This is a genomic window from Streptomyces sp. NPDC048361, assembly GCF_040651795.1.
Lineage (GTDB): Bacteria > Actinomycetota > Actinomycetes > Streptomycetales > Streptomycetaceae > Streptomyces.
Map to the genome: position 1 here is coordinate 124,791 of NZ_JBEZKW010000004.1, position 20,135 is coordinate 144,925.

The 20,135-nt window shown below is 71.1% G+C and carries 18 protein-coding genes; 2 read left to right on the forward strand and 16 right to left on the reverse strand.

Annotation, left to right across the window (positions count from 1 at the left end):
• Positions 1-102: 102 nt before the first annotated feature.
• A complete protein-coding gene (locus tag AB0D31_RS03800) occupies positions 103-1,212 on the reverse strand; it encodes a glutamate--cysteine ligase (RefSeq protein WP_362716517.1) in 1,110 nt (369 codons plus the stop codon).
• A 227-nt stretch (positions 1,213-1,439) separates the two neighbouring features.
• Here AB0D31_RS03800 and AB0D31_RS03805 point away from each other — a divergent pair, with 227 nt between their 5' ends.
• On the forward strand, positions 1,440-2,825 hold the full coding sequence (locus AB0D31_RS03805) for a HEAT repeat domain-containing protein (protein WP_362716519.1): 1,386 nt from the start codon (positions 1,440-1,442) through the stop codon (positions 2,823-2,825).
• Positions 2,826-2,846: 21 nt separating this feature from the next.
• On the opposite strand, the gene AB0D31_RS03810 is transcribed toward AB0D31_RS03805, so the two are convergent.
• Complete coding sequence (locus tag AB0D31_RS03810; protein WP_362716522.1) at positions 2,847-4,100, reverse strand: DSD1 family PLP-dependent enzyme; 1,254 nt, start codon at positions 4,098-4,100, stop codon at positions 2,847-2,849.
• A 156-nt stretch (positions 4,101-4,256) separates the two neighbouring features.
• Complete coding sequence (locus AB0D31_RS03815) at positions 4,257-4,964, reverse strand: PAS domain-containing protein (RefSeq protein WP_362716525.1); 708 nt, start codon at positions 4,962-4,964, stop codon at positions 4,257-4,259.
• A 114-nt stretch (positions 4,965-5,078) separates the two neighbouring features.
• Between AB0D31_RS03815 and AB0D31_RS03820 the strand changes: the two genes are divergently transcribed.
• Positions 5,079-6,008, forward strand: coding sequence for an aldo/keto reductase (locus AB0D31_RS03820; RefSeq protein WP_362716528.1), 930 nt, complete (start codon positions 5,079-5,081; stop codon positions 6,006-6,008).
• A gap of 130 nt (positions 6,009-6,138) precedes the next feature.
• On the opposite strand, the gene AB0D31_RS03825 is transcribed toward AB0D31_RS03820, so the two are convergent.
• From AB0D31_RS03825 to AB0D31_RS03885, 13 genes are all read right to left on the reverse strand, one after another.
• Positions 6,139-6,966 (reverse strand): 2-phosphosulfolactate phosphatase, encoded by an 828-nt coding sequence (locus AB0D31_RS03825; RefSeq protein ID WP_362716530.1) that lies wholly within the window; start codon positions 6,964-6,966, stop codon positions 6,139-6,141.
• Positions 6,967-6,972: 6 nt separating this feature from the next.
• A complete protein-coding gene (locus tag AB0D31_RS03830; RefSeq protein ID WP_362716533.1) occupies positions 6,973-7,887 on the reverse strand; it encodes a putative PEP-binding protein in 915 nt (304 codons plus the stop codon).
• Between the two features lie 87 nt (positions 7,888-7,974).
• Positions 7,975-8,706 (reverse strand): GNAT family N-acetyltransferase, encoded by a 732-nt coding sequence (locus AB0D31_RS03835; RefSeq protein WP_362716536.1) that lies wholly within the window; start codon positions 8,704-8,706, stop codon positions 7,975-7,977.
• A gap of 67 nt (positions 8,707-8,773) precedes the next feature.
• Complete coding sequence (locus AB0D31_RS03840) at positions 8,774-10,090, reverse strand: hypothetical protein (RefSeq protein ID WP_362716538.1); 1,317 nt, start codon at positions 10,088-10,090, stop codon at positions 8,774-8,776.
• Positions 10,087-11,448 carry a PLP-dependent transferase gene (locus tag AB0D31_RS03845; RefSeq protein WP_362716541.1) on the reverse strand — a complete coding sequence of 454 codons (1,362 nt, stop codon included), beginning with the start codon at positions 11,446-11,448 and terminating at the stop codon, positions 10,087-10,089. Before AB0D31_RS03845 ends, AB0D31_RS03840 begins: the two co-directional genes overlap by 4 nt.
• The gene (locus AB0D31_RS03850; RefSeq protein WP_362716544.1) at positions 11,445-12,227 is read right to left on the reverse strand and encodes a hypothetical protein; all 783 of its coding nucleotides are present in this window, start codon (positions 12,225-12,227) and stop codon (positions 11,445-11,447) included. Before AB0D31_RS03850 ends, AB0D31_RS03845 begins: the two co-directional genes overlap by 4 nt.
• A gap of 2 nt (positions 12,228-12,229) precedes the next feature.
• Positions 12,230-13,045 (reverse strand): hypothetical protein, encoded by an 816-nt coding sequence (locus tag AB0D31_RS03855; protein WP_362716546.1) that lies wholly within the window; start codon positions 13,043-13,045, stop codon positions 12,230-12,232.
• A gap of 24 nt (positions 13,046-13,069) precedes the next feature.
• A complete protein-coding gene (locus AB0D31_RS03860; protein ID WP_362716549.1) occupies positions 13,070-13,945 on the reverse strand; it encodes a hypothetical protein in 876 nt (291 codons plus the stop codon).
• On the reverse strand, positions 13,942-14,943 hold the full coding sequence (locus AB0D31_RS03865) for a cysteine synthase family protein (protein WP_362716551.1): 1,002 nt from the start codon (positions 14,941-14,943) through the stop codon (positions 13,942-13,944). Before AB0D31_RS03865 ends, AB0D31_RS03860 begins: the two co-directional genes overlap by 4 nt.
• 2 nt (positions 14,944-14,945) lie before the next feature.
• Entirely contained in the window at positions 14,946-15,998 is a 1,053-nt protein-coding gene (locus tag AB0D31_RS03870) for a phytanoyl-CoA dioxygenase family protein (RefSeq protein ID WP_362716553.1), read from the reverse strand.
• Complete coding sequence (locus AB0D31_RS03875; RefSeq protein WP_362716556.1) at positions 15,991-16,869, reverse strand: hypothetical protein; 879 nt, start codon at positions 16,867-16,869, stop codon at positions 15,991-15,993. Before AB0D31_RS03875 ends, AB0D31_RS03870 begins: the two co-directional genes overlap by 8 nt.
• 1 nt (position 16,870) lies before the next feature.
• Entirely contained in the window at positions 16,871-18,502 is a 1,632-nt protein-coding gene (locus AB0D31_RS03880; RefSeq protein ID WP_362716558.1) for a hypothetical protein, read from the reverse strand.
• A complete protein-coding gene (locus AB0D31_RS03885) occupies positions 18,499-19,779 on the reverse strand; it encodes an MFS transporter (protein WP_362716560.1) in 1,281 nt (426 codons plus the stop codon). The genes AB0D31_RS03880 and AB0D31_RS03885 overlap by 4 nt, the downstream gene beginning before the upstream one ends.
• Positions 19,780-20,135: the final 356 nt, after the last annotated feature.

Here is a 20,135-nt window from a genome sequence, read left to right on the forward strand (position 1 = left end):
ACGACTGGGCGACTGCTCACGCCCGCGGACGACTGCGTACGGTGCGTACTCCTGCGTACTCCTGCGTACTCCTGCGCCGTATTACCGGAGGCGCCGCGTCGTTCAGTCGCTGTCCTGGCCGGTGCCGACGGCGGTTTCCTCCGTGATGAAGTCGATCAGCGAAGCCATGCCCCCGCGCTCCAGGACGTGGCGCTGCCGGTCGGCTCCCGTGCCCTCGCGCAGGAGGCGGTGGATGAGGGGCTCGACGTGGCGGCTGTCGCCGTGTTCGTCGAGGGCGTGCCTGATGTGTTCGGCGAGTTGGTACAGGACGTCGCCAGCGGCGTGGGGCCGGCCCTTGATGTCGAGGAGCGTGGTGTTGAGGCCGTGGCGTGCGGCGTGCCACATGGCGGCCTGGAGGAGTTCGGGCTGGCACTGGGGCTCGGGCGCGGCGTCCTTGTGTTCCCGCAGCGCGGTCGCGGCCAGGGCGCGGACGATGCCGGCGAGCATGACGGCGTCGTCGACGCGGAGCTGGACATCCATGCAGCGCACTTCCAGCGTGGGGAAGCGCTCGGAGAGCCGGGCCTGCCAGTACAGCTGTCCGGTGTCGGCGATGGTCTCCGACGCGAGCAGCGCGTCGATGCGCTGCTCGTAGTCGCCGAGGTCCGCGAAGTGCGGCGGCGGGCCGCTGACCGCCCACCGGCTGAAGACCGGTGTGCGCCAGCTCGCGAACGCGGTGTCGTGCCCTTCCCAGAACGGGGAGTTCGCCGACATCGCGAGGAGCGTGGGCAGCCACAGCCGGATGCGGTTCAACACCGCCACACCGGTGTCCCTGTCCGGCATCCCGACGTGTACGTGCATCCCGTTGATGAACAAGTCCTCGGCGAGGCGGCCGCCCTGATCGCGCAGTTGCATGTAGCGGCGCTCGCCCGTCACGGGCACCTGGGGCCCGGTCACCGGAGCCGCGCCGGTCGCGGCGAGCCGGCAGCCGGCGCGCTCGGCGGCGGTACTCAGCGCATGGCGCAGCCGCAGGAGGTGGCCGGCCGCCTCCGTCAGCTCCTCGCACACCGGAGTGGCGACCTCCACCTGGGCCTGTAGCAGTTCCGGCTGCACCTCCCCCTCCTCGGCCAGCTCCCCCAGCCCTGCGGACCGACGCACCTCCTCGGACATCGGCACGGGGTGCCCGGTGGCCGGATCCAGCAACAGGTACTCCTCTTCGACCCCAATTGTGATCATGGATCCTGCCTACCCGTCCTGAGCCCTGCCCTATCGGTTCACTGCACAAGTCGGCGGCGGGGCGCTGCGCCCGCCCCCAAGCTTCGATGGTGCCTCGAAATTCAGGTGCCCGCCGCTTCCGGCTTCTATACGGTCGGGCCGAGGATCACCCGGGGGGACGGATGGGGGTGGATCACCCAGGGGGGCGGATGGCGGTGGCAGCGCGACCTGAACGGACCGACGGGCTCGTGGCAGCCCTGTATGCCAAGGACGCCGGGTCGGTCCGTGATCTTCTGCGCGCCGGCGCCGACCCGAATGCCCGGACCTCCGACGGCCTCCCCCTGCTGTGCATCGCCGTGGCGGGTTTCGACCACGAAAGCGCCGAAGCCCTGGCCAACGGCGACGCCGACCCCGATGCGGCGCTCCCCGACGGCACCACACCGCTGCTGCGCGCCGTCGACCTCGGCTCACCCGCGCTGGTCAGCGCCCTGTTCATCAATGACATACAGCCTCGGCACGGCGAAGACGCCCGTCGGCGGCTGCTCGACCTCGCGCGGCACTGGTGCGAGACGGGCGTGGAGGAAGAACTGCGCCGGCGCACCGGAGCCGTGGGCGCGGCCACCCGCCGTCTCGTTTCCGATGAGTACTCCCTGGTCGAGGAGGTGAGTCTGGGAGGCCACACGGTCCGGGCCGGCCACAGTGCCATCCTCACCACCCTGGAGCAACGGTTCGGCATCCGGACGCCGGTCGCGGAGCTGGTGGCACGCGCCGTGCCGTACCACGTTGCCGAGGGGCTCCATGCCAACTGGTTCGATTGCCACTACGCCCTGGCCGGGCGCCGTGACCCGCAGGACTGGTCCGAGCTGAAGACCCTTCGTCACCACCCCGACCCCGTACACCGCGTCCTCCTGGCCGATGTCATACACAGCCGGTGGCAGGACGCGTTCTGGAACCAGCGTCGGGACACCGTGCACGACGCCGAGTTTCTCGCCGCCTGGGTCCTCGACGAGCCGGATGGCATGGTGCTGGCCCGGCTCCTGGACGTCTACGGCGACGACCTGTACCCCGACCAGGAGGCCATCGGATTGTTGTACGCCGACCACCCCGACCCACGGGTGCGCCGCCAGGTTTCCGGCTTGTTCGTCGGGGACGCTCCCCGCCCGTACGAACGGGACTGCCCGCCGAGCGACGCCGTCGCCGCCACGCTGCTCGCCCTGTCGCGCGATCCCGACCCCGAGGTTCGGTGTTCCACCACCGTCGAGCTGGCCGCGCATCTCACGCCGGTGTTCCGCGCAGCGCTGCTGGGCCTCATCCGGGATCCTGACCCCGGTGTCCGGGGGCAGGCCGGCATCGCGCTGGGCGCCAGCGCCGACCGGACGGCCGCCGTCACCGACGCCCTCGTCTCCTTGCTGGACGAGGACGAGCAGCTCCTGCGTCTGGAAATCGTCTACGCGCTCGCCCGCCGCGACGACCCCCGTACCGGGGAGGCCTGGAATCGCGTCGGCGAACTTCCGCCGGACTTCGGCGTGATCCACGGGCAGCAGGAGGACCATCGCGTTGTCGCCTACCAGGCCTACACGTGGCGCCATCGGCCCGCCGAACCCTCCTCGTCCGACCGGCGTTCGCAGCCCTGAGCGGACCCCGGTCCGGGCCGGTCACCAGCCGGCCACGCGCTCCCAGAAGTCCTGGATCCCCGGTGCGGCGACCGTACCGGAGGCGCTGTCGACGACGTGGTAGCCGCGGTGTTGGGCGGCGGTGGCGCAGGCGTGGTTGGGCAGGATGCGCACACGGGTACCGATGGGCAGCTCGGGCAGGTGGGCTCCGTCGCGGGCGGTGAGCGTGCCGTGCTCCTGGCTTGCGGCCGTCATGACCAGCCCGGGGACCAGCTCGCCGACCAGGTCGGTGACGAGTCCGTACCCCTGGTCACGCGCCTGGGCGGACGTGCCGCGGTCGCGGGACATGGCCATCCAGCCGCCGTCGGTGATGATCCATCCGTGGTCGGGGCGGTGTCCGATGACGGTGACGACGACCGACAGAGCCAGGTCCTCGACGCGACAGACCCCGATGCCGGCCATCACCAGGTCGAAGAAGACGTAGTTGCCGGCGCGCAGTTCGGTGACGCCGGTGAGGTCGTCCGCCGCGTGGGCGGTGGGGGTGGAGCCGACGCTGACGGTCCTCGCGGGCAGGCCGGCCGCGCGCAGGCGCTCCGCGGCATCGACGGCGCGGTCCCGTTCGTTCCGCGCGGCCCGTCGCAGTTCGTCGTCGGTGTAGGCGAAGTACGACTCCCCCGCGTGGGTCAGCACGCCGGCCAGGCAGGTCGCGGCCTGCAGAACGCGGCCGATCCGGACGAGTTCGGGTGCGTCGGGTGTGACGCCGCCGCGGTGGCCGTCGCAGTCGATTTCGATCAGCGCGGGGATGGGAACGCCGGCCCGGCGGGATGCCTCGGCGACGGACTGGGCCTGTTCGACGCTGTCGAGCAGAACGCTGAGGGTGACTCCGCGGCGCAGCAGGGCCAGTACGCGCGGGAGTTTGTGAGGGTCGATGCCGACGGCATACGTGATGTCGGTGTAGCCGCCGTCGGCGAACGCCTCAGCCTCGGCGAGGGTGGAGACGGTCACCGGGCCCGGCGTGCCGTGGTGCAGGAGCGCGGCCACGTCCAGGCTCTTGGCCGTCTTCACATGGGGCCGCAGCGCAACTCCCAACGTTTTTGCACGTGTTGCCAGCCTCTCGATGTTGCTCCGGACCTTGGCTACGTCTACGACGGCGAAGGGCGTATCGGGGTCGGCGAGGGTATGAGGGCCAACATCCTTACGACCGGCGCGTGTTGGAGCGTTCGCCGATGGGTTCGCGGCACTGTTGTCGGGAGCGTCGAGCGTGCCGGGAGTGCCGGGCGTATCGGGCGTGTTCACAGGTCGATGTCCATCTTCTTCAGGAGGCGAGGCCAAGTGCAGGCCTTGCAGGCCGAGTCCGGAGCTGGAGTGAGCAGTCGGGTGCGGGCGCGGGTGCGGGGTTGGGCGCGGGGTTGGGCGCTGGCAGGGAGTCGGAGGTCGGTCCTGCGGCACTCATCACTTGCCCGCTTGCCTGGTGTAGTTGTAGACGGTCGCCCGCGAGACGCCGAGCAGGTCCGCGATGGTCTGGGCGGCGTCGCGCGGGGCGAAATGGCCGTCCTGATGCAGCCTCCGCACCATCGCCTTCTTGTCCTCGCGTCCCAGCGACCGGGGAGTCGCCCCCCGCTCCGCGGCCATGGCTTCCACGGCCCGGCGCAGTGCGCGCGCGTTGCGGTCGCGCAGGGTCTCCAGGGGCTGCTCGCGGTGATCGGCGTCGGCGTCAGTGCCGCTGCCGGTATGGGGCTCGGTGTCGGGCTCGGTGGCCACGAGGTTCGCCAACGCGAGCGTCATCGGTGAGAGCACCGACACGTCGAGGTTCAGGCAGAGCGCCGCGATGTACTGTCCGGCCGCGTTCTTGATCCCGATGGACGTGCTCTTGGCGGGGCGTCCGTCGGGGAACCGGTTCGGGTAGTTCTGGATCACGCTCGGGTAGTCGGGGTCCTCGATGCGCGCGAGGCCCAGCTCCGTGACGGAGTCCCCGACGCTGCGGCCCGACAGGTTGTTCTCGATCGCCCGGATGGCGTGTCGCGGATCCCGCAGGTCGTGCAGCACCACTTCGCACAGCCCGGGGAACATACGCCCCAGCGCACCAGCGATCTTCTCGGCCTCGCGGATGAGGTGCTCGTCCGCACCGGCCGAGTCATCGCCGCCGTCACTCGTCGCCACACCATCTCCGCCCCTTCGACGCGCCCATCGGACCCTGAGCCGCACGCCAGCTTAGACTCTTGATCCAGATGTGGATAGTTGATCCAAAACGACGCGATCATCCAGGATGGCCCCATGAAGACCATCGCCTTTCCCCAGACCGAGCTTCGCGCCTCCAACATCGTCCTGGGACTGATGCGCATCGCCGAGCTGTCGGACGAGGACATCCGTACGCTCTACGGCAGCGCCCGCGACGTCGGCGTGAACACCTTCGACCACGCAGACATCTACGGCCCCTCGCGCCACGCGTGTGAGGAGCGCTTCGGGCAGGCCGTCAAACTCTCGGCCGCCGAGCGCGAGTCGATCGTCATCCAGAGCAAGGTCGGCATCCGGCCCGGCTTCTTCGACTTCTCCCGAGAGCACATCGTGCGCACCGTCGACGAATCACTGACGGCCCTCGGCACCGACTACCTCGACATGCTTCTGCTGCACCGTCCCGACACCCTCGTCGAGCCCGAAGAGGTGGCGGCGGCCTTCGACGAGCTGCACGCGGCAGGGAAGGTCGTGAACTTCGGGGTCTCCAACCACACCCCGGGCCAGGTCGAACTCCTCAAGACCGCGGTACGGCAGCCACTGGTGGCCAACCAGGTCCAACTCAGCATCACGCACTGCCCGTTGATCGCCACGGGGATCGCGGCCAACATGGGCGGACTCGACCAGTCGCTCGACCGTGACAACGGACTGCTCGACTACGCGCGGGTGCACGGCATGACCCTCCAGGCCTGGTCGCCGTTCCAGAAGGGGTTCTTCGACGGGGTCTTCATCGGCGACCTCGAGCACTACGCGGAGCTGAACTCCGTGCTCGACGAACTGGCCGCCACATACGAGGTGACTCCGACCGGGATCGCCGTCGCGTGGATCACCCGCCACCCCGCGAACATGCAGGTGGTTCTGGGCACCACCAACCCGGGCCGGGTCGCCGAGTCAGCGGCGGGTTCGGAGATTCCGCTGACCCGGGAGGAGTGGTACCGCCTCTTCAGCGCCGCCGGCCACACGATCCCGTAGGGCCCGGCCACGAGATCCCGTAAAGCCTCCGCCACGCGACCCCCGTCAGGCCCGGCCACCCCGGCCGCATGTTCTGGCGCGAATCGGCCGCCGGCCATCGGCGACCGTCCGCTGCCCGACGGGCGGTCTCTTACGAGGATTTTGGGCGGCCGACGAACAGGCGGCCGCTCGGGTCGCCGGCTTCGCGGACGGGGACGGTGGCATCGGCGTCCACGGCCAGCGCCAGGTCGACGTCCTCGGTGAAGCCCGCGGCCACCAGCTCACGCGCGGACACACATTCGCGCAGGTCGTCGGGGGTGGCCCAGGCGTCGGCCGCGATGCGGGCCTCGGTCGACAGAACCAGGCCGAGCGCCCGCAGCTCGCGGCAGACCAGCCCGGCGCCGAGCCAGTCCTCCACTCCCGGCCGTACGCCGCCGGTGCCCGGCGACACCGAGCTCCACTGCTCGCCGCAGGCGATGACCGTGACGCGGCGCGCGAGGCCGTCGTCGAGCTGGCCGGCCAGTACCGCGGCGGCCGCCGTGGCGTTGCGCGGCCCCGCGACGACCACGGCCGGCGCCGCGGCGGCGGCCGACACCACTGCCGCGCCGTTGAGCGAGGTGAACAGCACGCGCTGGCCCGGTTCCGCTCGCAGGATGCTGGCAGGCGAAAGCGACACCGTGCCCGGCGCGGTACTGCGCTTCTTGCTCAGCGGCCGTGCGCCAAGCCGTACGCCCGCCGCCTCGGGGCCGCCGAGCCCGGCGATTTCGGCGCCGCTGTACACCAGGCACGAGAAGTCACGGGCGCAGGCGATCGACATCGTCGTCGAGAAGGAGAGCACGTCGACGACGGCCACGGCGTCGCCGCGTTCGGCGGCCAGGGCCGCGCCGGTCACCCCCCATTCGAGGTGGACCTGGCGGTCGGGCCACGGATCGAAGTCCTTCGGCGCCAGGACGTCCGAGCCGTATGAGGAGTCAGTCACCGTGCTTCAGGGCCTTTCCGTTCGGGGTGTCACGGCATCGAGGCCGAGCCGTTCGCGCAGCGCCCGTTCCTCGGCCAGGGCGATCTGTTCCCGGGTGAACGCCTTGGTCCGGGCCACGAGGTCGATGTCGGGCAGCGCATTCTCGTCCCAGCCCAGGAGTTTGGGCAGTTCGCTGTAGTGCATGCTCACATACGGAACGTCGGCGAACTCGGCGCGCTCGATCACCGCGGGACTCAAGTTACCCGCAACCCCCCACTCCCAGGACGCGCCCTTGGCCAGTGAGGCGACCCGGTCGATCGCCCACCACACGCTCGGGTGCAGCTTCATGTCCCAGAATTCACGGGTCGTGGCGGTGAGCGTCGAGGACAGGTCGTTCAGGCCCAGAAGGAAGTTGTCGGCCCCGAGGGACGCGAACTCCTCGATGTCGAACAGAGCCGACGGGATCTCCACCATCGTGCCGAAGCGGTTGGGCCAGTTCAACCGGTCCAGGGTGTCGGCGACGAAGGCGAGGTCCTCGGCGTCCCGCACGAAGGGGGCGAGCACGTGCAGGTTGGGGTGGTCGGCCGCGACCTCGGCCACGACACGCAGCTCCGTCTCGAATGCCTCGGGCGTCTCCCGCGCCCGGCGCACCCCGCGACGGCCTTTCATGAAGTCGGCCTCGGTGTACGTCCGGTCGACGCCGATCAGGGTGTTGGCCTCCTGCGAGGTCATCTCGCTGGTCCGGTACCAGATCGGCTGATCGGGCACGGCCCGCGCGACGGCCGCCACGTACTCCCGCAGGGCGTCCTGTGTGCGCCGGGCGGAGATGAAGTGGCCGCCGGCCCGGATGACGTACTCGCTGCGGATGAGCCCGACGCCGTCGAACGCCTCGACGACGGAGGCCGGGGGGATCTCGCCGCTCAGGCTGAGCCGTTGACGCATGTGCCCTCACTTCGTGGTGGGTGGGTGAGCAGGTGAGTGGGTGGGCGCCCATGCGTCCGGCCGGTGCGGCGCGCGACGGCCCCTTGCTCACGCGCCGTACCGGTAGAGATGCGCGACCGAGTCGGGTCGCCAGCCCAGATGTTGGAAGAAGCGCGCCGACTGCGATCCGGCCTCCACAAGCGCGGCCGCGCGCCGCCCCGCGGTGAGTGCTCGTACGCACTGTGCGGCCGCACCCTTCTTCCGGTGGTCGGGCGATGTGGCGACCGCACACATCAGGATCCGTGCTCCCAACTCGGTTATGGGATGGGGAAGTTGCTGAGTGGATGCGGTGGCGACGACATGTCCGGGAGGGTCGAGTGGGTTGAAGCAAAGGGCGTGGGTCCAGGACGGGTGGTCCCGCGCGCTCCCCGCGAGCACCGTGATCCCGGTCGCGCGCCACAGCTCCACCATCTGGGACCACTGCTCCGGCGTCGGGGTAGCGCTCGCCGCGGGTGTTCGCCCGTCCGGGTCGACGGTCCAGACGGTCACGGTCTCGTGTGCCACGTCGCCCACGAGGGTGTCCGGGAACGGCACGCCGAACGCGAGCACCCGGGCCCCGCTGTGCAGCACGGCGTCCGCCAGCTCCGTGCCGGCACCCTCGATGAGCGCCGGCCAGGTCAGCACCGAGCGGTGGTGGGACTGGAAGCCGGGCAGGGCGGCCAACCACTCCCGCCCGCCCGCGCTCGGCTCCGTCGCGGCCAACCACTCCCGCCGGGCCGCACCCGCCTCAGTCGCGGCCAACCACTCCCGCTCCGCCGCACCCGGCTCGATCACGGCCATCCACTCCCGCTCCGCCGCAGCCGGCTCGGCCGCGGCCTGACCGCTCCCCTCCCGGGGCCCGCCCGCGCTACTCACCGAGCAACTCGAAGATCTGCCGTTCGTCCAGCTGGGCGAAGTGCTCGGCGTCGTACAGGCCGAGGCCTTCGAGGATCCGTCCGGCCTCCTCCCGAGCCGCGTCGGCGGCCCGGGCAAGCCCGCCGGACGGATGGTTGCGCTCCAGAAGCCGGCGTGAGTCCCGCAGATGCATGGTCTCGTCGGAGGTGATGAAGCCGAAGGCGTGTGCGATCCGGTCGTCTCCGCGCCGGTGGGCCTCGCGTGCCAGGGCGCGCATGGGCCCGATGATGCCGAGTTCGCCGAAGACCGTGATCTGCGTCCAGGCGGTCCAGCCGTTCATCTGGCCGCGGACCCGGATTCCGATCATGCTGCACTCGTGGGCGTAGGGGTCGCCGAAGCGTTCGCGGAGGAGTTCCTGTCCGATGGCCGCGTGTCTCGCCTCGTCCCAGGTGAGCCGGGCGAGGTGGCGCAGTGACTCCAAATCGGCCTCCGCCACCAGGTCGAACAGGGCCAGGGCGAAGGTTTCCAGGGCGTCGATCTCGTCCCGGTTGACGCGGACCAGTTCGAGCAGATCGTTGTCGTACGGCGATCCTGCGTCGTGCCAGTCCGCCGCGCCGCGGTAGTCCCGCGTGTTCTCGAACGTCGCGAACCGCTCGTCCCGCCGTCCCATCGTGGGCCGTCGGGCCGTGCGCACGGCCGGCGGAGAGGCATGGAGGCCGGCCTCGGCGGGTGCCGTCCCGGCATCGGCGAACTGCTCCTGCCCGCCTGCGAGTTCGAGCTGCTCGCCCGTCTCGACGAGCCAGCCGAACGCGTCCTTGAGGTCGCTGAGGCCGCGGCGGCGCACGCGCTCCGACGGGCCGTCCAGGAGCGCGTCGAAGGTCCGGTCCTCGAACATCGCGATCAGCGGGAGCAGCCACTCCCGGGGCAGCCGCGCCAGCCGTTGGCCTGGCGGTGCCGCGAGCGCCGCGGCGAGCCGCACCTCGCGCTGGTCGGCCGCATCCGCCCTGTCCGCGCCCAGCCGTTGACCCGGCTTCGGCGCGGCGCCCAGCTCGCCGGCCCGCTCCTCGCAGCTCGCGGCGACCTCCACGACGGCGTGCACCGCCTCGGCGAGCGCCAGCTTCGCCTCGAACTCGGCCACATCGAGGGTGCTCGCGGCGAGGAGCCGCGTCACGGTCCAGGCCTCGCCCGCCAGCTCGACCAGCCTGTCACGGCTGTCTTCGGGACTGGCCGCCGCGCCGTGGGAGCGGAACCGCTCGGGCCAGGGGAGCCGGGGCGTGGCGGTCGCGCGCTCCTTCGGCGCTGCGGATGCGCGTCCTTGACGTTCCGTCACGAGCGGTCCTCCGCAGCGCCGAGTACGTCGCGGGCCGCGCGGGCAAGACCGCGTGCTTGGGCCACGATGCCGTCCTCGTCCTCGATCCCCACGCTGATCCGGATGAAGCACTCGCCGAGTCCGGTGTTGAGGGCGTCACGGCCGTAGGAGCGCCCTGTGGTGGCGGTCCAGCCGAAGCCGGCGCGCACACGGTCGGTTGCGAACCCGGCCGCCCAGCGGGCGATGACGTCACGGTGCAGGGTCTCGGCCCGCGGGTCATCGGGGTCGGTGAGGCATACGAACACCATGCAGCCGTCGGCCCCGTCCTGCACGGCGCGGGCCAGGCGGTCCCGTCGTGCGCCCGCGCCCGACAGCGCGTCCGTCACGGCAGCCTGCGGCAGGTGTTCTCGCAGGGTGGCGACGAAGAGGCGGCGCCGCGCCCCGTGCAGGGCCGCTCGTTGCGCGCAGGCCCGGATCTCACCCCCGCGGATCCAGTGCAGGGCGCGCCCCTGGAGCTGTTGGCCGGTGCGGCGGGCGCCCGCGCGAATGTCGTCCATCCAGGCGCCTTCGCCGTATACGACACCAACGCCCGTCTTCCGCGTCAGGTACTTCATCCCGGACTCGATGTAGACGACGTCGGCACCCTCGACGAGATCGGCCGGGCGCACGCTGTGTCCGAGCGCGGAGAAGTCGAGGAGCAATCGCATCCCCGACTCGGTCAGCGGCTCCAGTACGGGTATGTCGCAGCGCGGGCCGTTCAACGCCAGCTCGGCCACGGCCAGCCTGGGGCGGTGCGAGGTGATCGCGTGGCGCGTGGCGCCTTCGTCGCGCAGGTCGGCGTGGACCGCCTCGATCCCCCACGGGCCGAACACATGGGTCAGCAGGTCGTGGGTTTCGAAGTACATGCGGTCGTGGACGAGGACCGAGTTGCCGGGCCCGACGCCGGAGGCACGGACGGCGACGTCGAGCGCCGACATGCCGGCGTTGACCAGCACGGCCTGCTGTGTCCCGAAGGCGTCGGCGAGGTCGGCCTCGACGCGGCGGCGGGCGCCGTTCTCGTAACTGTCCCAGTAGGCGTTGGGGCTCGTGCCGGTCTCCTGGGCGTGTGCGTCGCTCCAGAAGGCCTCCATCGACGGATAGGCCTGCGCGGGCTGGAAGGTGGTGCCGAGCAGGCCCGCGAGCGCGTCGGCGCCCGACTCGTACGCTTCGAAGGCCGCCGTGAAGGAGGGTGCCTCAACCACCGTGCCCGGAAAGCCGGTTGGGGCTTTGAGGCCGTTTTGCCGGCACTCCTCGACGACGTCCCGGGCCAGCCGGTCCAGATAGTTCCGGCCGCTGGGCGCCACCGCGTCGCCGTGACCTGCCGCGTGGGCCGCGGTCACCGGTCGAGCACCATCAGCGTGTACGGGAACGGCATGCCCGGCACGTCGCCGCGGGTCTCCTCGTGTGCGACGGTGCCGTAGCGGGAGAGCAGGTCGCGCCATTGCTCCGCGGTGCGGTGCTGGTGCACGCACGGCACGTCGAACGTGTTGAGGCAGCGGTTGAAGAACTCGTCGACGTAAAAGTGGAAGTCCTCGTCGTTCGCCGGGTCGAGGCAGTTCTCCACGACGATCCACCGGCGGGCCCCCCGGCGGGCCACCGACGCGAGGAACTCCTCCGTCTCCGGCTCGTGGTGCAGCACCGTGCAGATGAGGAAGGTGTCGAAATCACCGGCCGGGAGCGTGAGCCCGGGCCCCAGGTCGTAGGCCGGGAAGGGCAGCGCCGTCCAGTCCGTGGTGTACGCGGCCGCGCGTTCGCAGCCCACGACGTCGGCGGCGGCGAGCCCGGTGTCCACCAGGGCCCGCAGCACCGTGAAGTCGCCGCCCAGGACATCGAGCACGCGGCCTTGCAGGTGTGGCGCGAGCCAGCCCGCCAGGAATTGCGCGCGCCGCTCCGCGAACACCTTGTTCCAGGTGGCGCGGATACCCAGTTCCACCAGGGCGTGGGCCGCCGGCGCGAAGCTCGGTCCGTCGAGGAGCCCGCGGATCAGGCCCGCGGTGCCCGCCGGGTCGGCGAGCCCGAAGTCGTCACGTGCCCAGATGTCCACCAGGCGTTCCTGGAAGGTGTCCAGCACCCTGCCACTGAGGTGGCTCGCCCCGTCGATGCCTTCGATCACCGCCACGACTACACCGCCGCAGCCATGCGCTTCGGGTCTGCGATCGCCGCGACCACCTCGTCGACGAGTTCCTCGGCCCGGCCCTCGTCGAGATCGCGTTCGATCCCGTGCAGGAAGTCGAGGACGTAGTCCACGGTACGGCGGTCGTAGTTCCAGTCGAACCGCGTACACAAGGTCAGCGCGGCGAAGTCCTCCGGATGCTCGATGCTCGTGGCCCACGAGCCGTACTCGGCCATGGTCCGGGCCAGAACCGCGTCCGGTTCCTTCGTGTACCCGCCGGCTTCGGCAAGCACGTCCTTGACGAGCCCCGCCGCCCACAGCGGGTCGTCGAGCCTGGCCAGACTGCGTTTGAGGGCCGTCTCGCGGGGGCTGTTCGCCACCTGGCCACCAACCCTGAAGTCGAGCGCGCACTCGACCGATGTGTGGCCGAAGTCGCGTTCGAGGTGCTCTCTGGTGTCGTGCTCGCGCGGGTCGCGGTCGGTGAGTCCCATCGCGAGCGCCCGGTCGAAGAACCTGTCCATCCGCTCGATCGCCAGGTGCATCTCCTGGTAGGCCCATCCCGTCCGCTCGGCCTCGGGGGTGAGCTTGGGGCCGAAGTGGATGACCCAGTCGGTGATGATGTGGCCTTCTATGAGCTTCGCGGTGTGGCTCTGCTCGATCCCGCCCTCCGCTCGCTGCCGTGCCGCGCTCCTGAGCGTCCTGTACGCCCACTCGTGGCAGTGCGCGAGGTTCGGGAACAGCGCGAGGACCGCGTCGTCCTGCCACACCTCCGCGCCCTCGATACCGGCGTGCTCGATGACCGCCAAGTGTCCGATGATGTCCATGAAGACTCCCCCTTCAGCGTGCGATCAGGCGACGGGTTGGTTTCCGGTGCGGCCGGGATGGGCCGCTCGTACGAGGTCGCCGGGCGGCGTTCCGGCGTACGTCGCGAACGTCTTCTTCAGTACGTCGACATGGCGAAGGAGATCAGCGGGCTCCAGGACGGGACGGAGCCGGATCTCGCGGTACCAGTCGTCGATCCAGGACGGCAGCAGAGAGAGGTAGCGCAGCCGCCACTTCCAGCGCGTGAGCGAGTGACCGGCGTGGAAGATCATCGCGTCGACCAGGCTGTCCGCCGCCCAGCACAGCTTCAGATACGCCTCGTCGGGCCGTTCGTCCCGCAGGCTGCTGGGGATGCCCTTCGTCGCGTCCCGTACGTTGACGAGCGCGGCGTCGCGCTTGAAGGCCTGGTACGCGGGCCACGAGATCCGGTCGTGGAGCCGGCCGAAAGCGTCGGCGCCGGCGACGGGCACGCCCCATCCCAGAGCGTGGAAGAGGTCGGTCCCCACTTTCACGTCGAGCCCGCCGACCCGGGTGAAGTCGGCCTCGACCTCCTCGATGGAGCGGATCTCGCCGCCGATCGTCTCGGCCGCGGTCACGAGCCGGCGCTCCGGCCACACTTCGATGTCCATCTCCTTGGCGTTCGGGAGCTGCACATAGCTGATGGCGAACTCGTTGGCTGCCTGCTCGGTCTCCCGTTCTCGCTCCCGGCTCCCCGCGAAGCCGAGGTAGCGGTCCTCGACCGGGGTCACGAGGACCAGGTCGATGTCTCCGCCGCGGGTGGGGAAGGGCAGGGTGGCCGAGCCAGTGAGGATCAGCGTTTCGCCGTCCTTCAGGCCGAGGTCCGCCGCGCATTCCCGCGCTGTGCGGAGGTCGTTGGAGAGGCGATCGCCGGCAGTGGTCATCGGACGGACTCCTTGGGGCCGAATCCACGGTGGGTGCGCCACGTCGGGTCGAAGAGGGTGGCGGAGTAGCGGGAGCCGCTGTCGGGGAGGACGACGACGATGTTCGAGCGCGGGCCGGGCAGTTCGGCGGCGAGCCGCAGCGCGGCGGCCACGGCGGTGCCGGACGACCCGCCGACCCACAGCCCCTCCTCGGCCTGGAGGCGCAGGCACATCGCGATGGACTCGCCGTCGCTCACCTCGTAGGCGTCGTCCAGGAGTTGGAGGTCCAGGAGGTCGGGTACGAAGTCGCCGCCGATGCCCTCGATGGCGTATCCGCGGCCGGGCTCGTGACCGCCCCGTAGCCGGTCGGCCAGGATGCTTCCGGCCGGGTCCGCGAGGACCACCCTGGCCGGTGAGCCGGCCGCCCGCAGGGCGCGCGCCACGCCGGTGATCGTGCCGCCGGTGCCGGCTCCCGCGACGAACGCGGCGACCTGGCCGCCGGTCTGCGCGATGATCTCGGGGCCGGTGGTGAGTTCGTGCGCCTCGCGGTTCCAGGGGTTGGCGAACTGGTCGACGTAGTAGCTGTGCGGGGTCTCGTCGGCGATGCGCCGGGCGGTGTTGATGAAGCTCTCGGGGCTCGTCGGCGGCACGTCGTAGGGGCAGCGGACCACGTCCGCTCCCCAAGCACGCATCATCGCCTCCTTGTCCGGGCCCATCTTGCTGCTCATCGTCACGACGACCCGGTAGCGGCCCGCCGCGGCGCAGGCCAGGGCGACACCGGTGTTGCCGGCCGTGGCCTCGACCAGGGTGCTCACGCCGGGGACGAGCAGGTGTCGCTCCTCGGCGCGGCGGATGATGTGGTGCCCGATCCGGTCCTTGACGGAACCCGCCGGGTTGAGGAACTCGCACTTGGCCAGGATGCGGTGCGGCAGCCCGGCGCCGATCGCGGCGAGCTCCACCAGAGGTGTGCCGCCGACCAGGCGCGCGGCCGCGCTGTCGGGGAGTGTTCCGAGCGGCATGGTCATCGGGTCCTCGCACGCGGACATCGGTCGGGGGCGGCGGGGTTCGCGCCCGCGGTGCTGCCTGCCGGGTCGTGGACCAGGCGCGCCGGGCCCCTCGAGGGGCCGGTCGTGACGGTCCGTACCTGGACGGGGGTGTCCGGTTCGACCCAGCGGGTGTTGGACCAGCCCTCGGTCAGCTCGGTCCAGCTGGGCAGTTGACCGGCGGAGAACCCGTGCGGCAGCAGCGCGGCGAGCTTCACCGGCTCATCGGCCGACTGGAAGCGGCAGTCGATCGAGAGCCGCAGGACATCGCCCCGGTTCGGGGTGGTCGTGTGGACGGTGCGGCTGTGGAACAGCATCACGTCACCGCACTCATAGTCGTCCCCGATCCACTCCTGATGGGTGTCGGGCAGAGCTACGGCTTCGCCGCCGAGGCCATGGGCGGGTGACACCGGCAGCAGGCCGAGGTTGGCGCTGCCTCGCAGCACTTTGAGGGTGCCCTGCTCCTCGGAGTAGTCGCCGAGCGGAATCCAGGCGGTGACGACATCGGTGGGCGTCTGGTTGAACAGCGCGTCCTGGTGCGGCGGCGTCGGGAAGTCGATGGCCGGATACGAGATCCTGGCGATCTTGCGCGGGTGTACGAGGACGGGCGTCCCGAACAGCGTGCCCACAGCCTCGACCAGGGCGGGGCTGTGGGCGAGCCGGTGCAGCGCTTCGAGCGACTGCACCGCGGTGTAGCCCTCGCGCCACCCGGCGTCGCGAACCCTGCGGTCCCCGATGACCCCGCGGTCGTGGTGGACGGTGGCGCCGGGGACGGCGAGCATCGGGTCGGTGTCCGGGGCGAGCCAGGACACGCGGTGGAGCCGGTTCACCACGCGCCTGCGGACGTCCTGGACCGTGTCGCGATCCAGGAGTCCGCGGAAGTAGAGAAAGCTGTCCGCCGCCATACGGTCGGCGAGCTCTCGTGGGGGCAGACCCGTGCTGTCGAAGTCGATCGCTCTCAACTGGGTGGTGATGCGGGGCGAGTTGACCGCCGATACCGGCCCGTGGCCAACGCCGGACTCGTCAGCCATGGGTCGTCTCCTTCGTGGGGGCGTCTGCCGACGGCACCGGGTCGGTGCCGTCGGGCCCCGCCCAGCGGTGCGCGGTGGGTTGCAGCCGCTCCGCGTAGGCCGCGATCTCGACGGGGTAGCCGAAGCCGACGGGGTCCGCCGTCACGGCCGAGAGGGAGGTGAGGACGGACCGCATCTCCTCGTCACCGGCCGCCCCCCATATCTCGCGGAGCCAGCCGCGCAGCCATGCGATGCTCTCCGGCGACTCGGCGATCTGGAACTTGACCGCGAGGCCCCGCAGATGCAGCTCGTCCGGCTCCCGGGAGCGCGAGAGAGCACCGCAGTAGCGGTAGGGCTGGCATTCGACAGGGCGGGCCGGGGTGATGACGTGCTGTGCGATGAGTTCGTGCACCCAGCCGAGGTCGACTGCCGTGTCGTCGGCGGCATTTCGTACGGCGGCGAACAGCTCCGCCACGTCCATGCGGTCGGCGATCCACTGGTCGATGGAGTACTCGACCATGGTGTGGGCCCAGCCGCGCCGGCTGTCGCGTGCCAGTCCCGCGAAGCGCCAGCCCCGGCTCTCGGCGTGCTCGTAGAAGGCGTCGTAGCGGCGGGCCACCAGGCCCATCCGCAGATAGGCCCAGCCGCTTTTGCGTTCAAGGCCCCGCCAGCGGGTCCCGTAGTGGACGACGGCGTCTCCCAGCATGTGGGCCAGAACCAGGTCCGACCGCTCCCCCGCCCCGGCGATCGACCAGGCCTTGCTGTAGCCCCAGTCGTGGCAGCTGAGCAGGTCGGGCACCATCACCGTCATCGCGTGCTCGCCGCGGCGCAGGTCGATCTCCGGGAACACGCCGGAGTCGTGCGCGCTGATCACATGTCCCAGGACGTACATGTCACACCCACCCACCGTCCGTCTCGGCACCGGCCGCCGCCACACCGCTCAGCAGGCCGACGGCGGGTCCTACACCCAGCCCCCACCTGTGGCAGTGCCGAAGCCGGCCGTCGCTCATCCGCTGGAACACGTCCATGTCGGTGTAGCGCCGTCGTCCGTCGTCCGTGTCGGTCACACTGCCCGCGATGAGGACACCGCCGTCGACCAGACCCATGCCGAGCCGGTCGAGCGCGAGGGCGATGTCCTGGTCCGAGAAGTACGATTCGGCGTCCACGTCGGGGCGTTGGCGGCGGTAGAGGAGCCCGCACACACGGATCATGTGCGCGCCCCGCCGTTCGGCGTCGAAGACGTCGTGGGGCCGGAACCGCAGCCGCAGGCCGGCGCCCTCGCAGTCGCCGGCCTGCGGTGTCACCCAGTCGACGCGCCGCCCGCCGCCCGCCTTCGCGAGGCGCGCCGCCGCCGGCTCGTCGTCCGTGGGTCTGTGTGCCGACGGAAGGACACCGCAGGCCGCGTCGTCGACCTGGATGCATCGGCCCTCGTGGTCGAGCGCGCCGGCGGTGCCGTCGGGCAGTTCGACGAGCCACATCGACGACCAGCGGTCCCCGCCGACGACTTCGCCCGTCACTCCGCGGCGCCGTAGCGCCTGCCACAGGTCCACGGTGGCGGCGCCGTCGGACACCGCCTCGTCACGGATTATCAGCTGCCCGGTCGGCCCGAGTGCGGCGCCGAGCAGGCCGGTGTCGACGCCCGCGTACGCGCCTGTCCTGCCCGCGTCTCCCTCCACCGGCCGGCCGTTCACCGCGATCGCCGCGCCCTCCATCGGGCGGGCCGCCACCGCGAGCGCCGCCCACTGGGCCATCAGCCCGTCGACGCGATGCAGCCGGCCCTGGTGGGTGCTGCGCCGGATCCGCGTCACGGCGCGCTGTTCCGGAGCGGGCAGGGCCTTCTTGCCCACCAGGTGGTGCGCTTCGCTCAGCACCTGACGTACCTCGGCCGAGTCGGCGTCGCGGTAGGCGTCCGCCAGGTCGGGCAGCAGCCACAGGGACGCCGCCGCGGTGCCCGCCTGCCTGAGCGCGACCCGGGACCGCGCCGGCTGGGGATGCGCGAGAGCGGCGACGTACGCACGGCGCACCGCGTTGCGCAGGACCGGCCGCGGGCAGCCACGCAGGGCGCCGAGCACGTCGTCGGCCGTCTCATCGGCTGCGAGGAGGACCGCGGCGAGCACCTCGGCCCGATCGCCGTCCGCAGGCAGCAGCGGGGCGGGTGCGCCGCCGGGTCGCACTTCCCAGCACCCGCTTCCACCGAGCGCAGCCAGAGCCAGGGCGCCTGTCAACACGCTTGCAGTCAGGGAGAGTTGGGGATCGTCCGGGGCGGCGGCCAGGCCGGGCACGCACCGGTCACCGAGCGAAGCGAGCAACGCGGCGGGGGCCTCGACCGATCCGGGTGACCAGTGCAGTGCGTCGCCCACGGCCCCGGTGCGGCAGACGACATGGGTGGTGCTCCTTGCGCGCCGACGGCTGAGCGCGGCGGCCGTGTCGTGGGCCTCGGAGCGCAGCGCGGGTCCCCACGGTGCGCTCGCCAGCCAGTCGTCGCGGGTGGCGGGGGCCCGATCCGTCGCGGCTTCGGCGGTCATGCGGGTTCCTCGCTCTCCACTGCGCCGAGGGAGGTGCCGGGTGCGGCGGCGGGTTCCGCCCCCGGAGTCGGCTCCGGTCCCGAGAGGAGCCGGCGGGCGAACACCCCGGCGATCAGGAAGACGCCACAGGCGACGGGCAGCCCGATCGTGCCGGAGGTCACAAGCACCGTGGCGAGGACCGGTCCGATCACTTCCTGGATGCCGAGGCCCAGGTTGAACACCGCGAGGTACTGGCCGCGCGCCGTTGCGGGTGCCAGTTCGAGGGAGCTGCCCCAGGCGCCGACGGCGTGCTGCATCTCGCCGGTGGTGAACACCACGACGGCGCACGCGAGGCCGGCCCAGACCACGACCGTCATACGGTCGGTGACCAGCGCGAGGATGACGAGGGATGCCGCGAAGGCGATGCCCGACCGGGCGAGCATCCCGCCGTAGGCGTGCAGGGTTGTGGCGCCCTTCGACAGGCGTACCTGGAAGCCGATGACGATCGCCGAGTTGACCAGCATGGTGAGGGGGACCGCCCAGCCCGGCAGATCCGTGCGCGTCAGGATCCACAGGGGCAGCCCGAGGGCGAACAGCGCCGCGTTCATCGACAGGATGGCGTTCGCGCCGCTCAGATACAGGTAGCGCCGGTCGCGCCGGACCAGGTCGGCCAGGGCGCTGCGCACCCGGGCGGGGTCGACGTTCGGGCGGCGCTGACCGTTGAGAGCGAAGGCCACGAACGCCACGGCCACGAAGGAGAGGGCGTTGGCCAGCACGAGGACGCGGTACACCGACGGCCCGTCGACGCCCACGACCAGGGCGGACAGGGCGAGCGCGGAGGCGAAGCCGACGTTCTCCCACACCCGCAGCCGGGCCATCAGCGGTACGCGTTTGTCGTCCGGCACCAGTTCGGCCATGAGGGCCTGGCTCGCGGGCGGTGCCGTCCGGTCGGCGAGCGCGATGATCGCGGCGAGGACGATGAACTCGGGGAACGACGGGGTGAAGAAGTACAGCGTGAACGCGACCGCGCGGACGATGTGCGTCACCACGAGCACCGTGCTCGAACCCCGCAGGTCGACCAGGGTGCCGGCGGGAACGCTCCCCAGCAGACCGACGAAGGCCGCGACGGACAGGCCCACGCCGAGCCGGTGCGCGGAGAAGCCGACCACCTGGGTGAAATACAGCACCGAAACCGACAGGTACAGCGCCGTGCCGAAGGAGTTGACGAAGAAGATCGTCCCGAACGCGGCGGCAGGGCGTGCGCGCACCGCGGAGGCAGCACGAGAACCAGGCTTCATATGGCTTCCCCCTGAGAACCCTGAGAAAGGGACGTCGAGCCGTGCACCTGACCCCGGGCACCCCACAGGGGCCGGGAGATCACAAGGGCCGAGCAGGTCCCAACACCGCGGACACAAGTGTCAGTTGAGCCGCCCGCCGGACCGTCCGACGGATGTCCGAATGAGAACCACGTCGTGCGAAGTGCCTCATGCTAGGAGCAAACTTCTGAACGGGAGCCGTCGTTGTTCGGCCATCTTGTACCCGCATTCAGCCATCTTTTCGGGTCGGTGCCGGTGCTTGACACCTCCAGTCGAAACTCCACAGAATTCCAGCGGCTGTCGTCAGCCGGTCGGCTCGCCGACTGCTCCACCGGTCC